Origin of the sequence: Streptomyces sp. NPDC059166 (assembly GCF_042755185.1) — a bacterium.
Taxonomy (GTDB): Bacteria; Actinomycetota; Actinomycetes; order Streptomycetales; family Streptomycetaceae; genus Streptomyces.
The window spans coordinates 52,639-72,606 of record NZ_JBHZCI010000030.1; the positions used below are offsets into that span (position 1 = coordinate 52,639).

The window sequence follows — 19,968 nt, forward strand, 5'->3', positions numbered from 1 at the left end:
GGGAAGGGCCCCGCGCGTCGCGCGGGGCCCTTCCCGTGCCGGGGTTCGGTCGTCAGTCCTGCTGGGTCAGGCGTGCGATCGCCTCGTCGACGGTGAGCTCCTCGCGCTCACCGGTGCGGCGGTCCTTCAGCTCCAGGACGCCCTCGGCCGCGCGACGGCCGGCGACGAGGATCTTCGGGACGCCGATGAGCTCGGAGTCGGTGAACTTGACCCCGGGGGAGACACCGGCGCGGTCGTCCACGAGGACGCGCAGACCGGCGGCGTTCAGCTTCTCCGAGACGTCGAGGGCGAGCTCGGTCTGGAGCGCCTTGCCGGCGGCGACGACGTGCACGTCGGCCGGGGCGATCTCGCGGGGCCAGCACAGGCCCTTGTCGTCGGCGGTCTGCTCGGCGAGCGCGGCCACGGCGCGGGACACGCCGATGCCGTAGGAGCCCATCGTGACGCGGACCGGCTTGCCCTGCTGGCCGAGGACGTCGAGGGAGAAGATGTCGGCGTACTTGCGGCCGAGCTGGAAGATGTGGCCGATCTCGATGGCGCGGTCCACCTGGAGGCCGGTGCCGCACTTCGGGCAGGGGTCGCCCGCCTCGACGACGACGACGTCGAGGTACTCGTCGACCTCGAAGTCGCGGCCCGCGACGACGTTCTTCGCGTGCTTGCCCTCCTTGTTGGCCCCCGTGATCCAGGCGGTGCCGGCGGCGACCCGCGGGTCGGCGATGTAGCGGACCTTCTCCAGGCCCTGCGGGCCGACGTAACCGCGCACCAGGTCGGGACGGTCCACGAAGTCCTCGGCGGTGACGAGCTCCACGACGGCGGGGGCCAGGTGCTCACCCAGCTTGCCCAGGTCGACCTCGCGGTCACCGGGTACGCCGACGGCGGTGATCTCGCCGTCGACCTTGACCAGGAGGTTCTTCAGCGTGGCGGAGGCCGGGACGCCGAGGTGGGCGGCGAGGGTCTCGATCGTCGGGGTGTCGGGGGTGTCCAGCTCCTCGACGGGGCCGGTCGCGGAGGCGTCCGCGACGGTCGTGACCTTGTAGGTCACGGCCTCGGTGTTCGCCGCGTAGTCGCAGTTGGGGCAGTCGACGAAGGTGTCCTCGCCGGCCGGGGCGGGGGCGAGGAACTCCTCGGACGCGGAGCCGCCCATGGCGCCGGAGACCGCGGAGACGATGCGGTGGTCGAGGCCGAGGCGGTCGAAGATCCGGATGTAGGCGGCGCGGTGCAGCCGGTACGCCTCGGCCAGCCCCTCGTCCGTGGTGTCGAAGGAGTACGAGTCCTTCATCTGGAACTCGCGGCCGCGCAGCACGCCGGCACGGGGGCGGGCCTCGTCCCGGTACTTCGTCTGGATCTGGTAGAGGATGACGGGCAGGTCCTTGTAGGACGAGCACATGTCCTTGACGACCTGGGTGAAGATCTCCTCGTGGGTGGGGCCGAGGAGGTAGTCGGCGCCCTTGCGGTCCTTGAGGCGGAACAGCAGGTCGCCGTACTCGTCGTACCGTCCGCTCGCCTCGTAGGCGTCCTTGGGGAGCAGCGCGGGGAGCAGGACCTCCTGGCCGCCGATGGCGTCCATCTCCTCGCGGACGACGCGGGTGATGTTCTCCAGGACCTTCTTGCCGAGCGGCAGCCAGGACCAGATGCCGGCCGCGGTGCGGCGTACGTAACCGGCGCGGACGAGGAGCTTGTGGTTGAGCGTCTCGGCGTCCGCCGGGTCGTCGCGCAGTGTCTTGATCATCAATCGGGACATGCGCTGGACCTGGGCCATGGTGAACTCCTGCTCGGAAGGGTGGTGAGCCCGAGGTTAGCCGGGGGGCCCGCGCGGGCGGAAATCCAATTGTCAGCGGCGGCGCAGCGGGAGCGGCGCGCCCATCACGGCGTAGGGCCTGGGAGCGCTCGGGAAGAGCACCTGGCGGGCCAGGTCCTGATAGCCGAGGGAACGGTAGAGGCCCCGGGCGGGGCTCTCGGTGTCGATCGCGGAGAGGATGGACCGGGGCAGGCCGGCCGAGTCCGTGATGGTGGTGATGAGGCCGCGGCCGAGACCCCGCTGCTGGAAGTCGGGGTGGACGTGCAGTTCGGTGATCACGAACGAGTCGTCGAGCCAGGCGTCGGTTCCGGTGGCGCGCAGGTACGGCTCGACGACCGTGGACCACCAGTGGGTCCGGGAGTTGGGCAGGCCGTAGACGAAGCCCACCAGCCGGCCCTCGGCGGTGGTGGCTCCCAGGGCCCTGGCCTGCGGGTTCTCGAGGTGGCGCAGCACGATGTGGCGGCGTACGTCGATCTCTTCCTGGCTGAGCCCGAAGGCGAGGGCCTGCACAGCCAGTGCCTCGTCGACGCGGGCGGCGAGGTCGATCGGTCCGACCACGAGGTCGGGGGACCCGGGGTCCTGGGGGGACGTGGGGGTTGCGGCTGCCATGCGGGAACCCTACTGGCCGCGCCCCCTGGTCAGAACAGCACGCTCATGAACGCGCCCGTCTCACGGAAGCCGACCCTGCTGTACGCCCTGCGCGCGGGGGTGTTGTAGTCGTTCACGTAGAGGCTGACGACCGGGGCCACGTCGCTGAGCGCGTGGTTCAGGACGGCGGCCATCCCGGTCTCGGACAGGCCGCGCCCCCGGGCCTCGGGGGCGACCCAGACGCCCTGGATCTGGCAGGCGCGGGAGGTCGCGGCGCCGATCTCCGCCTTGAAGAGGACTCGGCCGTCCTCTATCCGCGCGAAGGAGCGTCCGGTGGTGATCAGCTCGGCGACACGGGCCTGGTAGAGCAGGCCGCCGTCGCCGGCCAGCGGTGAGACGCCGACCTCCTCGGTGAACATGGCCACGCAGGCCGGCATGAGGACGTCCATCTCGTCCTTGCGGACCCTGCGTACCAGCGGGTCGGGCGCCACCTGGGCGGAGGGGTGTTCGGTCACCATGAGCGGCTGGTTGGCCCTGACCTCCCGGGCGGGGCCCCAGCTCGGTTCGAGCAGCCGCCACAGCTGGGCCGTGGGACCCGCGGGGCCGACGATCGAGGAACAGCGGCGGCCGGCCCTGCGGGCGCGGTCGGCGAAGGCCCTGACGGCCTCGGGCGTGGCGCAGATGGGCACGAGGTTGGCCCCGGAGTAGCAGAGCGAGCGCAGCCGGCCGCTCTCGTACCAGCCCCACATCTCCCCGCCGAGGCGCCAGGGGTCGAGCCCGGCGACCTGGACGCGGGAGGTCACGAAGGCGTTCTCGACGGGTGCGCTCTCAAGGAGGGCGAGCGCGGCGGGGAGCTCGCCGGGGTCGAGGACCCGGGTAGTGGTCTGCGTCAACACTGGGGCCTCACCGAACGGTCTGCTGATGTCCGCACTGTACCCAAGAAGGCTGTGGGGTGCCGCCCCCGCGGGGGAAGGCCCGGGGAGGGCGGACGTGCCGGTGCCCCGCAGGACGCCGTCCTGCGGGGCACCGGCTCCGCCCGGGGCCGCCTCGGCCCTGCGGTCAGCCCGCGATGGAGACCTGCGGCTCGCCCGAGGCGATGCCGTCCTTCTCCATCTGCTCGGCGATCTTCATCGCTTCCTCGATGAGGGTCTCCACGATCTTGGACTCGGGGACGGTCTTGATGACCTCGCCCTTCACGAAGATCTGTCCCTTGCCGTTGCCCGAGGCGACGCCGAGGTCGGCCTCACGGGCCTCACCCGGGCCGTTCACGACGCAGCCCATGACCGCGACGCGCAGCGGGACCTCCATGCCCTCCAGGCCCGCGGTGACCTCGTCGGCGAGCTTGTAGACGTCGACCTGTGCGCGCCCGCAGGAGGGGCAGGACACGATCTCCAGGCGGCGGGGCCTCAGGTTGAGCGACTCGAGGATCTGGATGCCGACCTTGACCTCCTCGACCGGAGGGGCCGAGAGCGAGACGCGGATCGTGTCGCCGATGCCCTCGGAGAGCAGCGCGCCGAACGCCACGGCGGACTTGATGGTGCCCTGGAACGCGGGACCGGCCTCCGTGACGCCGAGGTGCAGCGGGTAGTCGCTCTGCGCGGCCAGCTGGCGGTAGGCGTTCACCATGACGACCGGGTCGTTGTGCTTCACCGAGATCTTGATGTCCCGGAAGCCGTGCTCCTCGAAGAGGGACGCCTCCCAGAGCGCGGACTCGACGAGGGCTTCGGGGGTCGCCTTGCCGTACTTCTTGAGGAGGCGCGCGTCCAGCGATCCGGCGTTGACACCGATGCGGATCGGGGTGCCGGTGTCGCCGGCCGCCTTGGCGATCTCCTTGACCTTGTCGTCGAACTGCTTGATGTTGCCCGGGTTGACCCGGACCGCGGCGCAGCCCGCGTCGATGGCGGCGAACACGTACTTCGGCTGGAAGTGGATGTCGGCGATGACCGGGATCTGCGACTTCCTCGCGATCGTGGCCAAGGCGTCGGCGTCGTCCTGGGTCGGGCACGCCACGCGCACGATCTGACAGCCCGAGGCCGTCAGCTCGGCGATCTGCTGCAGCGTGGCGCCGATGTCGGAGGTACGGGTCGTGGTCATCGACTGCACCGACACGGGTGCGTTACCGCCGACCGCCACCGAGCCGACCTGGATCTGGCGGCTGACCCGTCGGTCGGCGAGCTTGGTCGGAACGTCCGGCATTCCGAGAGAAATCGCAGTCATGCGCTGAGCATCCCCAAGGTGTGGATCAGTGTGGATCAGGTCCCGAGCACGGCGGGCTCCGGGCTCCGAGGTTACGGCACCCGGGCGGAGCGGGATGCATCCGTGTCGCCGAACCGCCGCACCGCGGGCGGCCCGGCGGGACGCGTGGGGCCACCCGCAGTCCGTGGGGCGCGTGGGACGTCAGGTGATCTTGACCGGGTTGACGATGTCGGCCACGAGCACCAGCAGGGTGAAGCAGATGAAGATCCCGGCGACCACGTAGGCGACGGGCATGAGTTTGGCCACGTCGAAGGGCCCGGGGTCGGGCCGCCTGAAGACCTTGGCGAGGTTGCGGCGCAGGGCCTCCCACAGCGCACCGGCGATGTGCCCGCCGTCCAGCGGGAGCAGCGGGAGCATGTTGAAGAGGAACAGCGAGAGGTTGAAGCCCGCCAGCAGGAACAGCATCATCGCGATCTGGTTCTGTGCCGGGACGTCGAGGTTCATCACCTCTCCGCCGATCCGGGCCGCGCCGACCACACCGACCGGCGAGTCCTCGGCCCGTTCGCCGTCGCCGAGGGCCGCGCTCCACAGGTCGGGGATCTTGGAGGGGAGAGCGATGATCGAGTCGACGCCGTTCTCGATCATGTCGCCCATGCGGACGACCGACTCCCCGAAGGTGAGCGGCAGGATCTCGGTCCTGGCCGCGAAGCCGAGGTAGCCGGCGGTGACGTACTTGTCCGGGACGACCTCGCCGTCCGCGTCCTTCTCGGCGACCGCGTTCTTCCTCAGCACGGCGTTCAGGGTCTGTTCCCGGCCGTCGCGCTCCACGGTGATGGTGGCCGGGCCGATGGTCCGCCGGATCCGGTCCGAGAGGGTGGCCCAGTCGTCGATCCGCTGTCCGTCGAAGGCGACGATGGTGTCGCCCTCCTTCAGCCCGGCGGCCTTGGCCGGGGACACCGGGTCGGACGCCTTGCAGGTGTCGCGGTTCTCGCTCTGCGCGATCACGCACTGCTGGACGCCGGCGACCTCGGTGGTCTGGGTCTGGAACCCGAAGGTCATGGCCACGCCCATGAAGATCGCGACGGCGAGGACCAGGTTCATGAAGGGGCCGGCGAACATCACGATCACGCGCTTCCACGGCTTGCGCGTGTAGAAGAGGCGCGTCTCGTCGCCCGGTTCCAGCTCCTCGAACGCGGCGGACCTGGCGTCCTCGATCATCCCGCGCCACGGCGAGGTGGAGCGGGCCTCCAGACGGCCGTCGGGGCCGGGGGGGAACATGCCGATCATGCGGATGTAGCCGCCCGCGGGGATGGCCTTGATGCCGTACTCGGTGTCGCCCTTCTTCCGGGACCAGACCGTCGGCCCGAAGCCGACCATGTACTGCGGGACCCTGATGCCGAAGAGCTTGGCCGTCGAGAGGTGGCCGAGTTCGTGCCAGGCGATCGAGAACAGCAGACCCACGGCGAAGATGGCGATCCCGAGGATCGTCATCAGGATCGTCGTCATGCTCATACGTGCGCCTCCGCTGTCGCTGCCGCCGAGAGTTCGCGGGCCCTGGACCGGGCCCAGGCCTCCGCTTCGAGGACGTCCGCGACCGTCAGTGAAGTTCCCGCGGCGGGGGTGCCGTGTTCGTCCACCACCGCCGTGACCGTGTCCATGATGCCGTTGAAGGGCAGCCGTCCGGACAGGAACGCGTCGACGCACTCCTCGTTCGCCGCGTTGAACACCGCGGGCGCCGTGCCGCCGAGGGTGCCGACGTGCCGGGCGAGCCCGACCGACGGGAAGGCCTCGGTGTCGAGCGGGAAGAACTCCCAGCTGGAGGCCTTGGTCCAGTCGAAGGCCGGGGCGGCGTCCGGGACGCGCTCGGGCCAGCCGAGACCGATGGCGATCGGGCCCCGCATGTCGGGCGGGGTGGCCTGGGCGAGGGTGGAGCCGTCGGTGAACTCCACCATCGAGTGGACGTACGACTGGGGGTGGACGACGACCTCGATGCGGTCGAAGGGGATGTCGTAGAGCAGGTGTGCCTCGATGACCTCCAGCCCCTTGTTGACCAGTGTCGCGGAGTTGACGGTGATGACCGGGCCCATCGCCCAGGTCGGGTGCGCGAGGGCCTGCTCGCGCGTCACCCCGGCCAGCTCGGCACGGGTGCGGCCGCGGAACGGGCCGCCGGACGCGGTCACGACGAGCTTGCTGACGTCGGAGCGCTTGCCCGCGGCGAGCGCCTGGAAGAGGGCGGCGTGCTCGGAGTCGACGGGGATGATCTGCCCGGGGGCCGCCAGCTCCTTCACCAGGGGGCCGCCGACGATCAGCGACTCCTTGTTGGCCAGGGCGAGGGTGCGGCCCGCCTTCAGCGCGGCGAGGGTGGGGGCGAGGCCGATCGACCCGGTGATGCCGTTGAGCACGGTGTGGCAGTCACTCGCGGCCAGTTCGGCGGCCGCGTCGGGGCCCGCCAGGATCTCGGGGAGCGTCTCGCCCGCGCCGTAGGCCTCGCCGAGCGCCTCGCGGAGCGCCGGCACGGCGCTCGCGTCGGCGACGGCGACCGTGCGCACGCGCAGCCGGCTCGCCTGTTCGGCGAGGAGCCGGACCCGGCCGCCCGCGGCGGAGAGCGCGGTGACGCGGAAGCGGGCGGGGTTGCGCAGGACCAGGTCGATGGCCTGGGTGCCGATGGACCCGGTGGAGCCGAGGATCACCAGATCGCGGCGGCCTTCCGCTGCGTCGAAGACACGATGCGGATCGGCGAGGGGTGCGGGGCTGTCGCTCATGACCCCCATTGTTGCCGCATCCGCTGTGCGCACCGACAGGGCGCCCCCGTCGGCACCCGCCTCAGGCCCTCCCGGCACGGAATTTCCTCCACTGGGCGGCCGTGACGTCGTCCGGAACCCCGCCGATGTCCTTCGTGCCCAGGATCTCCGCCCGGAACGCGAGGGTGGTGGAGCCGGACCGCAGGACTGTGAGGTATTCGTACAGCTTCAGCTTCCCCTTCACGTCGAGGACGGTGAAGCGGTAGGCCTTCGCCTCGTCGGCCTCCCCCGCGAAGGAGGGCAGCCGTGCCGGTTCCGCCTTCGCGTAGGTGGCGCGCGCGACGGCCCTCTCCTCGGTGAAGCCGTCCGCGCACGCGCGGCCCGCCCGGTCCAGGGAGGCCATGACCTCGGCAGCCCCGTCGCCAGCGTAGGAGCGCAGGGTGATGTCGACGGTCACGCCCAGCAGCTCCCCCGGCTTCTCGGCCTTGCGCTGCACCTGGGCGGCGGGGGCGTGGTCACTGACGTCGCCGGCGAGGCTGACGAACGGCTGGCAGACGGCCGGGGCCGCGGTGTAGGCGTCCCCGAGAGGTCCGTCGAGGGCGTACTCGGAGGCGGTGAGCTCCCCGGCCCGTTCCCCGTCGGCGAGGGCGAGGGCGGTGAGCTGGGCCTCGGTGAGCGCGGCGGGCGCCGCCGGACGTGTGGGCGCGCTCCCGCCGCCGGCCTCGTCCGTGTCCCCGTCGCTCCCGCCGCCGCATCCGGTGAGGGCGGCCAGGGCGAGCGCCGCCCCCGTCACCGCCACGGCACCTCGCCGGTGTCCCGCCCCGCCCACCCCGAACATCCCTGCCCCGTTCTTCCGCCGACGCGCCGGGTCGGTGTCCCGGCTGCCGCTCGATTGTGCGGCATGCGGGGTCAGGGCCGGGTGTCGATCCCGAACTTCTCGCCCAGCCGTCCCATGTCCGCCACGTCGCGTCCGGTGGGTTCGTATCCCCGGTGGAACAGGAACTGCTGCTCGGCGGAGATGCAGCGCACCGTGGTCGTGCCGATGGTGCCGGTGACGAAACAGGCGGCCGGGTAGCGGAAGGGCTCGGCGGGGTCGAAGGACGCCTGGAGGGCCGAACCGTCGGCGGCGAACTCCAGCGGGTGCAGGTCGATCTCGGCCCCGGAGGGGTGGCTGAGCACGAAGCGTACGGGGCGCCGGTCCAGGGTCTCGGTGTATCCGGCCGCCTCCAGGGCGGCCACGACGGTCCGTTCCTCCCCGGCGCGGTGCAGCAGGTCGAGATCGCGGTGCGGGCGGGTCTCCTCACCGAGCAGCGCGTCGACGCCCCAGCCCCCGGCGATCACCACGTCGGTGCCCGCCTCCCGGAGCAGGGCGAGGACGGACAGTACGTCGTCCCTGGGCATCATGCCGGTGACCGTAGTCCGCCCTCGTGCCGGCCGCAGCTCATTTCCGTGCCGCGCTCCCCGCGACGAACGAGGCGAACTCCTCGTGGAACCGGGGGAAGGTCTTGCGTACGCAGCCGGGGTCGTCGTAGGTGATGCCGGGGGTGCGCAGTCCGGCGACGGCGAACGACATGACGATGCGGTGGTCGCCGTGCGTGGTGATCTCGGTGGGGCGCGGGGTTCCGGGGTGGATCTCGATCCAGTCGGGTCCGGTGTGCACGGTGATGCCCATGGCGCGGAGGTTCTCCGCGCAGGCCTCCAGCCGGTCGCACTCCTTCACCCGGGTGTTGGCGACGTCCTCGATGCGCACGGGTGAGGTGGCGAAGGGGGCGATCGCGGCGAGGGTGGGCATGGTGTCGGAGATGTCGCGCATGTTGACGGTCAAACCGCCCAGCCGCCCGGAGGAGCGGACGGTCGTGGCGTCCGCCGTGGTGCGCACCTCGGCGCCCATGCGCCTGAGCACGTCGGTGAAGCGGAGGTCGCCCTGGAGGGCGTCGGTGCCCAGGCCGGGGACGGTCACCTCACCGCCGGTGAGCGCGGCCGCGGCGAAGAAGTAGCTCGCTGTGGAGGCGTCGGGTTCGACGGCGTACGTCGTGGCGCGGTAGCCGCCGGGCGGCACGCTGAAGGTGTTCCCCTCGCGCCCGACCGTGACCCCGAAGGCGCGCATCATGGCGAGGGTGATCTCGACGTACGGCGCCGAGACGAGTTCGGTGACCTCGATCCGCAGGCCCTCGGCGGTCAGCGGGCCGAGCATCAGCAGTGCGGTGAGGTACTGGGACGACTCCCCGGCGTCGAGGGTGAGTTCGCCGCCCTTGACGCCCGACGCCTCGATGGTCAGCGGGTGGTGTCCTTCGGCTCCCTCGTGCCGCAGGCCGACGCCGAGGGTGCGCAGGGCCTGGGTGAGCGGCGCCAGGGGCCGGCGGCGCATCTGCGCGGAGGCGTCGAACCGGTACGTGCCGCTCGCCGCGGCCGCGGCGAGGGTCGGCAGGAACCGGGCGGTGGTCGCGCCGTCACGGCAGTGGACCTCGGCGTCGGTGACGGCGGGTCCCGAGGGGCGGCCGTCGATCTCCCACCGGTCCGGCTCGCGCCTCACCCCGTATCCGAGGCGGGTCAGCCCCTCGGTGAACCCCTCGGTGTCGTCCGAGTCGAGGGGCCGCAGGAGGGTGGTGGTGCCGTCCGCGGCGGCCGCGAGGAACAGGGCGCGGGCGGTGACGGACTTGGAGCCGGGGATGTGGATGACGGTCACGGTCGTCCATCCTGCCCTGCGGCGGGCGTGCCCCGCGGGGCGGGTCCAGGCTGTGGACGCGTCCCGCGGGGCGGCCGGGTTCAGCGGATGGTGCGGTGGACGTCCTCCCCGGAGGAGGGGCCCGGGGTGGCGTCGGCGATCCAGGGGCCGTCGCCGCTGGGGTCGAGGACGCCCTCCTCCAGCCAGGTGTACGTCCCGGACAGGACGCCGTCGACGACACGCCTGTCGATGTCGTCGGTGTTGGACCAGAGGCGCCCGAAGAGCTCCTCCACCCGGATCCGGGACTGCCGGCAGAAGGCGTCGGCGAGCTGGTACGCCTCGCGACCGTGGTCGTCGTCGGCCCGCAGGTGTTCGGCGCGGACGCAGGCGGCGCTCATCGCGAAGAGTTCGGCGCCGATGTCGACGATCCGGCCGAGGAAGCCCTGCTTGGTCTCCATGCGGCCCTGCCAGCGGGACATCGCGTAGAAGGTGGAGCGGGCCAGCTTGCGGGCGGCACGCTCGACGTACCGCAGGTGCACGGACAGGTCGGGGTGCCCGGGCACCCGGAACTCGCCGTAGGAGTTCGGCAGTTGCCCCGGTCCGCTGACCAGCTTCGGGAGCCAGCGCGCGTAGAAGCCGGCGGCGTTGGCTCCGGCCCTCGCCTTGTCGGACAGCTGCTTGTCGGGGTCGATGATGTCGCCGGCGACCTTGAGGTGGGCGTCGACGGCCTCGCGGGCGATCAGCAGGTGCATGATCTCCGTGGATCCCTCGAAGATCCGGTTGATCCGCATGTCCCGGAGCATCTGCTCGGCGGGGACGGCCCGTTCGCCGCGGGCGGCGAGCGAGGCGGCGGTCTCGAAGCCGCGGCCGCCGCGGATCTGGACGAGTTCGTCGGAGATCAGCCAGCCCATCTCGGAGCCGTAGAGCTTGGCGAGTGCGGCCTCGATACGGATGTCGTTGCGGCTCTCGTCGGCCATCTGCGAGGAGAGGTCCACGACGGCTTCGAGGGCGAAGGTGGTCGCGGCGATGAAGGAGATCTTCGCTCCGACGGCCTCGTGGCGGGCGACCGCCCTCCCCCACTGCTCGCGGGCCGCCGACCACTCGCGGGCGATCTTGAGAGACCACTTCCCGACGCCCACGCACATGGCGGGCAGCGAGAGGCGCCCGGTGTTCAGGGTGGTGAGGGCGATCTTGAGCCCCGCGCCCTCGGGGCCGATGCGGTTGGCCGCGGGGACCCGTACCTGGTGGAAGCGGGTGACGCCGTTCTCGATGCCCCGCAGGCCCATGAAGGCGTTGCGGTGCTCGACGGTGATCCCCGGGGAGTCCGCCTCGACGACGAAGGCGGTGATCCCGCCCTTGTGGCCTTCGGACTCGGGGACCCGGGCCATGACGACGAGCAGGTCGGCGACGACGCCGTTGGTCGTCCAGAGCTTCACGCCGTCCAGTACGTAGTGGTCGCCGTCCGGGACGGCCGTGGTGGCGAGCCGGGCCGGGTCGGAGCCCACGTCGGGTTCGGTGAGCAGGAAGGCGGAGATGTCGGTCCGGGCGAGCCGGGGCAGGAAGGCGTCCTTCTGCTCCTGGGTGCCGAACATCTTCAGCGGCTGCGGTACGCCGATGGACTGGTGGGCGGAGAGCAGCGCGCCGATCGAGGGGTTGGCCGAACCGGCCAGTGCCAGGGCCTTGTTGTAGTAGACCTGGGTCAGGCCGAGACCGCCGTATTTGGTCTCGATCTTCATGCCGAGGGCGCCGAGCTCCTTGAGGCCGTCGATGACCTCGTCGGGGATGCGGGCCTCGCGCTCGATGAGGGCGCCGTCCACCTTGGTCTCGCAGAACTCGCGCAGCCGGGCGAGGAAGGCCTCGCCGCGCCGTACGTCGTCCGGGGCGGGCTGGGGGTGGGGGTGGATCAGGTCCAGCCGGAAGCGTCCGAGGAAGAGTTCCTTGGCGAAGCTGGGCTTGCGCCAGTCCTGTTCACGGGCGGCCTCGGCCACCTGCCGTGCTTCGCGCTCGGTGACTTTGGGGGCCTGGGGGGTGTCGGATGGGGCGGACATGAGGAGCTCACCTCGCCGCGAGTCGGGATATGGGTGGGGCCGTACGCGTGCCGATCGGTGTCACTTGTCCGTATCTACCCGATCCCCGGCACCCCCACCACACGTGCGGCGTCCCCCCGCGGGCACGCGGAAGAGGCCTGAGCCCCCGCACAGCGGGCTCAGGCCTCTCCGTTCCCCGCTGCCGGCTACAGGGCCAGGCCGGTGAGGACGAGCACCCGCTCGTAGGTGTAGTCGTCCATGGCGTAGCGGACGCCCTCGCGGCCGACGCCGGACTGCTTGGCACCGCCGTAGGGCATCTGGTCGGCGCGGTAGGAGGGCACGTCGCCGATGACGACGCCGCCCACCTCCAGGGCGCGGTGGGCGCGGAAGGCGGTCTGGAGGTCGTGGGTGAAGACGCCCGCCTGCAGGCCGTACTTCGAGGCGTTGACGGCCGCGAAGGCCTCGGCCTCGCCGTCCGTCCTGGAGATGTACAGGACCGGACCGAAGACCTCCTCCTGGGCGAGGGTGGTGGTGTCCGGGAGGCCGGTGAGGACGGTCGGGGCGTAGGTGGCACCGTCGCGCTTGCCGCCGGTGAGCAGGGTGGCGCCGGCGGTGACGGCCTCGTCGACCCAGGACTCGACGCGGCGGGCGGCGTCCTCGCTGACCAGCGGGCCGACGTCGGTGGCCGCGTCGGCGGGGTCACCGGTCACGAGTGCCTCGACGGCGGCGACGATCTTCGGGACGAGCCGGTCGTACACGGAGGTGTCGGCGATGACGCGCTGCACCGAGATGCAGGACTGGCCGCCCTGGTAGTTGGAGAAGGTCGCGATGCGGGTCGCGGCCCAGTCCAGGTCCTCCTCGGAGGAGTAGTCGCCGAGGACGACGGCGGCGCCGTTTCCGCCGAGCTCCAGGGTGCAGTGCTTGCGCGGCACCGACTCCATGATCGAGTAGCCGACCGGGCCGGAGCCGGTGAAGGAGATCACGGGGAGCCGCTCGTCCTGGACGAGGGCCGGCATCTTGTCGTTGGGCACGGTCAGCACGGACCAGGAGCCGGCCGGAAGGTCCGTCTCGGCCAGCAGCTCGCCCAGGATCAGGGACGAGATCGGGGTGGCCGGAGCGGGCTTCAGGATGATCGGCGCGCCGACGGCGATGGCGGGGGCCACCTTGTGGGCGCTCAGGTTGAGCGGGAAGTTGAAGGGCGCGATGCCGAGGACGGGGCCGCGCGGGAAGCGCCGGGTCAGGCCGAGGCGGCCGGTCCCGCCGGCGTCGGTGTCCAGGCGCTGGGCGTCGCCGCCGTTGAAGCGGCGGGCCTCCTCGGCGGCGAACCGGAAGACGGAGACGGCGCGGCCGACCTCGCCGCGGGCCCACTTGACCGGCTTGCCGTTCTCCGCGGAGATGATCTGGGCGATCTCCTCGGTGCGCTCGGTGAGGCGGCGTACGACGTGGTCGAGGGCGGCGGCCCGTACGTGCGCGGGGGTCGCGGCGAACTCCTCGCGGACGGCGTACGCGGCGGCGACGGCCTCCTCGACCTGGGCGTCGGTGGGCACGGAGACCGTGCCGACGAGGCGTCCGTCGTAGGAGTTGGTGACGTCGAAGCTGTCCTCGCCGGTGGCCTGGCGGCCGGCGAGCCAGAAGGCGTGGGTGGAAGTCATGGCGTTTCCGGCCCTTCGGAGGTGGTGGACACGATCGCGGGCGCCCCTGGGGCGCCCTCCGGGCCCACCGTAGGGCGAGCGGGCACCCTTGAGGTTTGTCCTGTGTGGAGTGGAGCCCGCCCCCTGTGCGCCGCTTTGTCGTAGGCGGCCCACTCGGCCGGCCGCCGGCCGGCGTGAACGGCCCGGGAAGCCGCGCACCGGCTGTCCCGGCGGCACGTTCCGCCGTCCCCCGCCGGCTGCCGCGGGCGATCGGCTGCGCGCACCGGCGCTCGTGTGCGGCCGGGCCGGCCGTCTCGGGCGGCAGGTCTACTGCGTACCGGACGAGGCGGCGTTCGTCTTGAGGGCCAGCCACAGCTCCATCCGGACGTCCGGATCGTCCAGGGAACGGCCCAGGATCTCCTCGACCCGGCGCATCCGGTAGCGCAGGGTGTGCCGGTGCACGCCCAGGTCGGCGGCGGCGGCGTCCCACTGGCCGTGCCGGGAGAGCCAGGCGCGCAGCGAGTCGACGAGGTCACCGCGGCCCTTGGCGTCGTGCTCCCGCAACGGCCGCAGCATCCCGTCGGCGAAGGCCCGTACGGCGTCGTCGGCGAGGAGCGGCAGGACGGAGCCCGCCGCGAGTTCCTCGTGCTCGACCAGTGTCCTGCCCCGGCGGCGGGCGACCGAGAGGGCCTGCTCGGCCTGCTTGTACGCGGCGGACACGGCGATCGGCCCGGAGGGTGCGGACATGCCGACGACCACACCGGTGTCGTCGCCCTGCTCGCGCACCGGCAGGTCGTCCGCCTCCCCGGCGTGGACGGCGCAGGCCGCGACGGCCGCCCCGCCGTCCACGGCGAGCATCACCAGGCGCTCCCCCTCGGGCACCGTCAGCAGGGTCTCGCCGGACCGGGAGGCGGCGGACTCCATCGCCTCGGCCAGCGCGTCCGCCCTCGCCCGCGCCGGGGACTCGGCGATCAGGAGGCGGAAGGGCGCGTCGAGCAGCCCGCCGTACAGATCGCCGGCGACGGCGCGGGCGTGGTCGGACTCGCCTGCCAGGAGCATCCTCAGCACGGCGGTGCCCAGGCGCTGCTCGGCGCCCTGGAGGGCGCGCGAGCGGGCGGTGGTGAGCGTGAGCAGCGCGACCGCGGAGTGCACCGCGTACCGCTCGGCGGTGCCGAGCGCCGCCCCCGTGCCGACGGCCAGCGCCCCGCGGCTCCGGCGGCCGGTGCCCAGGGACTGGAGCTCGACCCGGTCGTCGCCGTCGCTGTCGCCGACCACGACGCTGGCCGGGCCCGGCCGCTCGCGAAGGCGCTCGACCTCGGGCGTGAGCCGGGCGGCCCGGCGCTGCGCCCAGTCCGGGGCGGCGGCCACGACCGCTCCGGAGGAGTCGTAGAGGGCGGCCCAGCCGTCCACGTTCGCGGCGAGCCGGGTGAGCAGTTCGGCGGGGCCGTCCCCTGCGACGGCCGCCCGGGTCAGTTCGCGCTGGGCCTCGAAGCCGGCCGTGACGGATCGGTACTGGTCGGCGGCGATCGCCGCCGACACCGCCTTGCTGATGGCGAGGAACGGGGTGCGTCTGGGCACCTCCAGGAGCGGCAGTCCCGCCTCCTCCGCCGCGTCCACGAGTGCGTGCGGGATCTCGTCGTAGGTGACGCCCACGCCGAAGCCGATGCCCGCGACCCCCGCGCCGACGAGCCGCTGGACGTAGCGGAGCATCGTGGCGGGGTCCCGCGCGTCGAGGTTGGTCGCCGTGACCAGGAGCAGCTCGCCCCCGTCCATGTACGGGACCGGGTCGGCCAGCTCGCTGGCGTGCGCCCAGCGCACCGGCGTGGAGAGCCGGTCGGCACCCGCCCGGACGGTGAGCTTGAGCGCCGAGTGCTGGACGAGCGAGGCGAGCGTGGGGGGCATGGGAGAAACCGCCGGACCTGTGGGAGTCGATGGGACCGCCCGTGCGGACGGCTCGATGGGACCGCCCGGGGGCACGGGGGCCGAATGCGCCGCCCCGTACAGACGGCCGCACTCAATTCTGCCAGGGCGGCAGGGTTCCCGTGACCTCGCCTCTCAGCCGCCGAGCTCGACCAGCAACGGGGACACGTGCTCGCCCTCCACCGTGGCCAGGGAGAGGACGGCGTGCCCCGGAGGCAGCTGGTAGGCGAGCTCGGACGCGGACCAGCGCTCCCTCTCCACCCGCCGCACGGTCACGGCGTCCCTGGTCACGGCCTTGCCGGTGACGAGCTTGCGCAGGGCGTGCAGGGCGCGGGTGAAGGGCTGGTCGGCGAAGACCGCGTGCTGGGCGACCTCCCGGGTCTCCACCCACTCCTTGCCCCACACCTCGGAGAACCGTCTGCCGTCCCAGGTCGTGACACCGCTGAACGCCATGCGGCAGCCGACCGCGCCGAGCAGCGCGGTGTCCAGCCCTTCGGGCACGTCGTCGACGGTCCGCAGGCTCAGCACCACGCCCGCGTTGACCGACCGCAGCCGCCGGATGCCCCGGACGGTCTCCGCGGTGACGGCGTGGGTGGCGTCGTCCAGGACGAGGCAGGTGAAGAGCGAGCGGTCGGTCCGGGCGGCGGCGATCGCGGTGAACTGGGCGAGGACGAGCCTGGTGAGCAGCCGCGACGCCTCGGCGTGCGCCCGCTCGGGGAGGTCGATCCTGACCCGGAGCGGCAGATGCTCCAGCGACCGCAGCGAGAAGGGCCGGGCGCCCGCGCCGGTGGCGAAGAACGGCGCGAAGGCGGGCCGGTCGAGCAGCGCGATCCGGTCGGCGAGCACCGGCCCCGGGTCGCCGGCGCCGCTCCGCTGCCGGGCGCGGGCCTCCAGTTCGCGCAGCATCGCACCGTGCCCGCCGGCGGTGAGCGCGTCGCGCAGCGCCTCGACTGCGGTGAGGTCTCCGTCCAGGAGTCCGCGGAGCGCGGGTACCCCTGGGAAGTGGCCGTGGACGGCCTGGTAGGGACCGAGCAGCTGGGCGAGCGTGGTGGCGGCCCGCCGGCTGTCCAGGTCCGGTACGTCACCGACGAGCCCCTCCGCGAGCACGCGTGCCGCCTCGTCCGGGTCGGTCGTGCCGCCGTACAGGTCGAAGTCGTGCTCGGAGGCGGGGTCGCCGATCCGGACCACGACGTCGAAGGAGTCGTCCGGTCCGGGTTCCTCCCCCGCGCCGCCGACGGCGAGGACCGCCGCGCGTCCGGCGAGGGCCTGCAGGGCGAGCGACTCGACGACCGGCCGCACCAGGCGGGCGGACTTGCCCGAGCCGGGCGGGCCGACGGCGAGCAGGGAGGTGCCGAGCAGCGCGGGTTCGAGGGCGATACCCGACCCCCTGCGGTCGTACGGGTTGTGCGGGTCGTCGGCGCACGACCCGATCCGGACCTGCCCGGTGAGCAGGTCGTGGCGGACGGTGCGGCGTGGCAGGTCCCTGGCCCCCGAGGGGTGGAGGGCGGCGGAGCCCCCGGCACGCAGTACGGCCTCGTCCAGCGCGTCGAGGCGTCGCGGGTCGCCTCGGCCCACGGCCCAGGCGTGGCGCAGGCGGGCGACGTCGACGTCGTTCATCCGGCCTGTGCGCACCGCGGCGGTGAGGGCGTCGGCGGCGTCGGTCCGCCCCGCCGCCCGCAGTTCGGGCCACTGGTCGGGGGTGGGGGCGTCCGGAGGCGCCGACGGCGCCCGGGGGGCCGCGGCCCCGGTCTTCGCCCGGCGCTCCGCGAGCAGGCCCCGCCACCGGCCGAGCCGGGCGAAGGGCCAGAGCACGCCGAGGGTGATCAGGGCGTAGAGGACGTTGACGACGGTCTGGCTCTGGTAGATCTCACCTCCCGCGACGGAGGCGACGAGGATGAGGACCGGCCTCACCACCGGCACGGCGTCCTTCCACACGAGGAGCTGCGCCAGGGCGGCCGCGGCGGCGGTGGCCAGTGCGAGGAAGGGCTGCCCCCGGCCGGCGACATGGCGGCGGAACACCTCGGACCAGTTGCCCAGGCGTCCGCAGCCGTAGACGAGGAGTCCGAAGAGGACTGCCTCGTAGACGGTGAGGGCGTCGGCCCCCTCGATCGTGCGGGGACCGCCGAAGGTCCCCGCGTACCACCAGTCGGCCGGTGTGAAGAGCTTCAGCGGGACGAGCCGGTAGGGGATGTAGCCGTTGCGCCACAGGGACCACAGCAGCAGTCCGCTGAGCGCGGAGATCAGCACTCCGACGAGGAGCGAGCGGTCGGAGACGCCCTCGGGCCGCTCCGGCGGGCGCGGGACGTGCCCGTAGCGCCAGACGCCCGGTTCCCGTACCGGCCGGGGGGTGCGCAGCCATTCCCCGACGCCCGCGGGCTCCTCGGGCGACGGGCGCCGGGGGTTCGGGGCGTACGTGGGGGGCGGTGGTGGCGCCGCGGGCGGTGGCCCGGCGGGGCGGGGCACCCGGTCCGCTCCCGTGCCCCGTGCGTCGTACGTGCCTTCGGTGTCCATGAACCGCTGCCCCCTGACCAGCCAGGTCCGCCTTCTGCACCGGCCAATCTAGTGCCCGGGCACCAGGAGTTCAGCCATGCGGCCCCACGGCCCGGCGCCGGGGCACCGGCGGCGGGTGCCGGATGCCATCTGTCCGTGGCGGACAAGGACACGTCCCCACCACTCCCGAACGGAGCATGACCGCCGCCCCCGACCGCCCCTAGCCTGCAGGAACAGAAGCGTCCGAAACACCCCCAGGAGCCCCGCATGTCCGACATCCCGCAGGAGCGCCGCGTCGTCACCGCCATCCCCGGCCCGAAGTCGGCGGAGCTGCAGGCCCGCCGTGTCGCGGCGGTCGCCGCGGGCGTGGGCTCCACGCTGCCGGTCTTCACCGCGCGCGCGGGCGGCGGAATCATCGAGGACGTGGACGGCAACCGCCTGATCGACTTCGGTTCGGGCATCGCCGTGACGTCCGTGGGAGCCTCCGCCGAGGCGGTCGTGCGCCGGGCGTCCGCGCAGCTGGCCGACTTCACCCACACCTGCTTCATGGTCACGCCGTACGAGGGGTACGTCGAGGTCTGCGAGCAGCTCGCGGAGCTCACCCCGGGCGACCACGCCAAGAAGTCCGCGCTCTTCAACTCGGGCGCCGAGGCCGTCGAGAACGCCGTGAAGATCGCCCGCGCCTACACCAAGCGCACCGCGGTGGTCGTCTTCGACCACGGCTACCACGGCCGCACCAACCTCACCATGGGCATGACGGCGAAGAACATGCCGTACAAGCACGGCTTCGGCCCGTTCGCGCCCGAGGTCTACCGCGTGCCCGTGGCATACGGCTACCGCTGGCCGACCGGCGCGGAGAACGCCGGCGCCGAGGCGTCCGCGCAGGCCATCGACGAGATCACCAAGCAGATCGGCGCGGACAACGTCGCCGCGATCATCATCGAGCCGGTGCTGGGCGAGGGCGGCTTCATCGAGCCGGCCAAGGGCTTCCTCCCGGCGATCGCGCGGTTCGCGAAGGACAACGGCATCGTCTTCGTGGCGGACGAGATCCAGTCCGGCTTCTGCCGTACCGGCCAGTGGTTCGCCTGTGAGGACGAGGGCATCGTCCCCGACCTGATCACCACGGCCAAGGGCATCGCCGGCGGCCTGCCGCTGTCCGCGGTGACCGGCCGCGCCGAGATCATGGACGCCGCCCACGCCGGCGGCCTCGGCGGCACCTACGGCGGCAACCCGGTGGCCTGCGCGGGCGCGCTCGGCGCCATCGAGACGATGCGCGAGCTGGACCTGAACGGCAAGGCCAAGCGCATCGAGGAGGTCATGAAGGGCCGCCTCGGCGAGATGCGGGCCAAGCTCCCGAACGGCGACATCATCGGGGACATCCGCGGGCGCGGCGCCATGATCGCGATCGAGCTGGTGAAGTCCGGCTCCAAGGAGCCCGACGCGGCCGCCGCGGCGACGCTGGCCAAGGCCTGCCACGCCGAGGGTGTGCTCGTGCTGACCTGCGGGACCTACGGCAACGTCCTGCGCTTCCTGCCGCCGCTCGTCATCGGTGAGGACCTGCTGAACGAGGGCCTGGACGTCATCGAGCAGGCGTTCTCGAAGCTCTGATCCGTACGGAACCCCCGGCGCCGGCCGTCACGCGCGAACGTGACGGCCGGCGTCGGCGTGCGGGCGTGTGAAGAAGGTGTGCGGGGCCCATGGCGGGTTACGGTTGCCGCTTCCGGTGCCCACTCCCCTGACGTACGGTCTTCCCAGATGAGAGAAACACCCCGCTCGCAGGGGACTGCGGGCGATGCCGGGCCGGGGCTCCCCCAGCGCCGTACCGGCCGTGCCATCGCGCACACTGGACCTTCGGGATCCAGGACTCCTCACCGATCGGATGGCCGCCCGCCCCACACCCCCCGGGGCGCGCGGC

At 72.7% G+C, this 19,968-nt stretch carries 14 protein-coding genes; 1 reads left to right on the plus strand and 13 read right to left on the minus strand.

Going from position 1 to position 19,968, the window contains the following annotated elements; genetic code table 11:
• Positions 1–52 precede the first annotated feature (52 nt).
• From ACFXOA_RS22345 to ACFXOA_RS22405, 13 genes are all read right to left on the minus strand, one after another.
• Positions 53–1,756, minus strand: a complete 1,704-nt coding sequence (locus ACFXOA_RS22345; RefSeq protein WP_385031222.1) for a proline--tRNA ligase — start codon at positions 1,754–1,756, stop codon at positions 53–55.
• A gap of 72 nt (positions 1,757–1,828) precedes the next feature.
• Positions 1,829–2,404, minus strand: a complete 576-nt coding sequence (locus ACFXOA_RS22350) for a GNAT family N-acetyltransferase (RefSeq protein WP_385031225.1) — start codon at positions 2,402–2,404, stop codon at positions 1,829–1,831.
• 29 nt (positions 2,405–2,433) lie between these two features.
• The gene (locus tag ACFXOA_RS22355) at positions 2,434–3,279 is read right to left on the minus strand and encodes a GNAT family N-acetyltransferase (protein ID WP_385031228.1); all 846 of its coding nucleotides are present in this window, start codon (positions 3,277–3,279) and stop codon (positions 2,434–2,436) included.
• 163 nt (positions 3,280–3,442) lie between these two features.
• Complete coding sequence (ispG, locus tag ACFXOA_RS22360; RefSeq protein WP_385031231.1) at positions 3,443–4,600, minus strand: flavodoxin-dependent (E)-4-hydroxy-3-methylbut-2-enyl-diphosphate synthase; 1,158 nt, start codon at positions 4,598–4,600, stop codon at positions 3,443–3,445.
• A gap of 180 nt (positions 4,601–4,780) precedes the next feature.
• The gene (locus tag ACFXOA_RS22365; protein WP_385031234.1) at positions 4,781–6,091 is read right to left on the minus strand and encodes a M50 family metallopeptidase; all 1,311 of its coding nucleotides are present in this window, start codon (positions 6,089–6,091) and stop codon (positions 4,781–4,783) included.
• Entirely contained in the window at positions 6,088–7,341 is a 1,254-nt protein-coding gene (dxr, locus tag ACFXOA_RS22370) for a 1-deoxy-D-xylulose-5-phosphate reductoisomerase (RefSeq protein ID WP_385031237.1), read from the minus strand. Before dxr ends, ACFXOA_RS22365 begins: the two co-directional genes overlap by 4 nt.
• Positions 7,342–7,402: 61 nt before the next feature.
• Complete coding sequence (locus ACFXOA_RS22375) at positions 7,403–8,119, minus strand: hypothetical protein (RefSeq protein WP_385031240.1); 717 nt, start codon at positions 8,117–8,119, stop codon at positions 7,403–7,405.
• Between the two features lie 110 nt (positions 8,120–8,229).
• Positions 8,230–8,724 (minus strand): nucleotidyltransferase domain-containing protein, encoded by a 495-nt coding sequence (locus tag ACFXOA_RS22380; protein WP_385031243.1) that lies wholly within the window; start codon positions 8,722–8,724, stop codon positions 8,230–8,232.
• 37 nt (positions 8,725–8,761) lie between these two features.
• Positions 8,762–10,006: a 3-phosphoshikimate 1-carboxyvinyltransferase gene (gene aroA, locus ACFXOA_RS22385; RefSeq protein ID WP_385031246.1), complete on the minus strand. Its 1,245-nt coding sequence runs from the start codon at positions 10,004–10,006 to the stop codon at positions 8,762–8,764.
• 80 nt (positions 10,007–10,086) lie between these two features.
• Positions 10,087–12,033 carry an acyl-CoA dehydrogenase family protein gene (locus tag ACFXOA_RS22390; RefSeq protein WP_385031249.1) on the minus strand — a complete coding sequence of 649 codons (1,947 nt, stop codon included), beginning with the start codon at positions 12,031–12,033 and terminating at the stop codon, positions 10,087–10,089.
• A gap of 185 nt (positions 12,034–12,218) precedes the next feature.
• A complete protein-coding gene (locus ACFXOA_RS22395; protein ID WP_385031252.1) occupies positions 12,219–13,664 on the minus strand; it encodes an aldehyde dehydrogenase family protein in 1,446 nt (481 codons plus the stop codon).
• Between the two features lie 306 nt (positions 13,665–13,970).
• Positions 13,971–15,545, minus strand: a complete 1,575-nt coding sequence (locus ACFXOA_RS22400; protein WP_385031255.1) for a PucR family transcriptional regulator — start codon at positions 15,543–15,545, stop codon at positions 13,971–13,973.
• 153 nt (positions 15,546–15,698) lie between these two features.
• Entirely contained in the window at positions 15,699–18,074 is a 2,376-nt protein-coding gene (locus tag ACFXOA_RS22405) for an ATP/GTP-binding protein (RefSeq protein ID WP_385031258.1), read from the minus strand.
• A gap of 246 nt (positions 18,075–18,320) precedes the next feature.
• On the opposite strand from ACFXOA_RS22405, the gene gabT reads away from it, so the two are divergent.
• Positions 18,321–19,661: a 4-aminobutyrate--2-oxoglutarate transaminase gene (gene gabT, locus ACFXOA_RS22410; RefSeq protein ID WP_385031261.1), complete on the plus strand. Its 1,341-nt coding sequence runs from the start codon at positions 18,321–18,323 to the stop codon at positions 19,659–19,661.
• Positions 19,662–19,968: the final 307 nt, after the last annotated feature.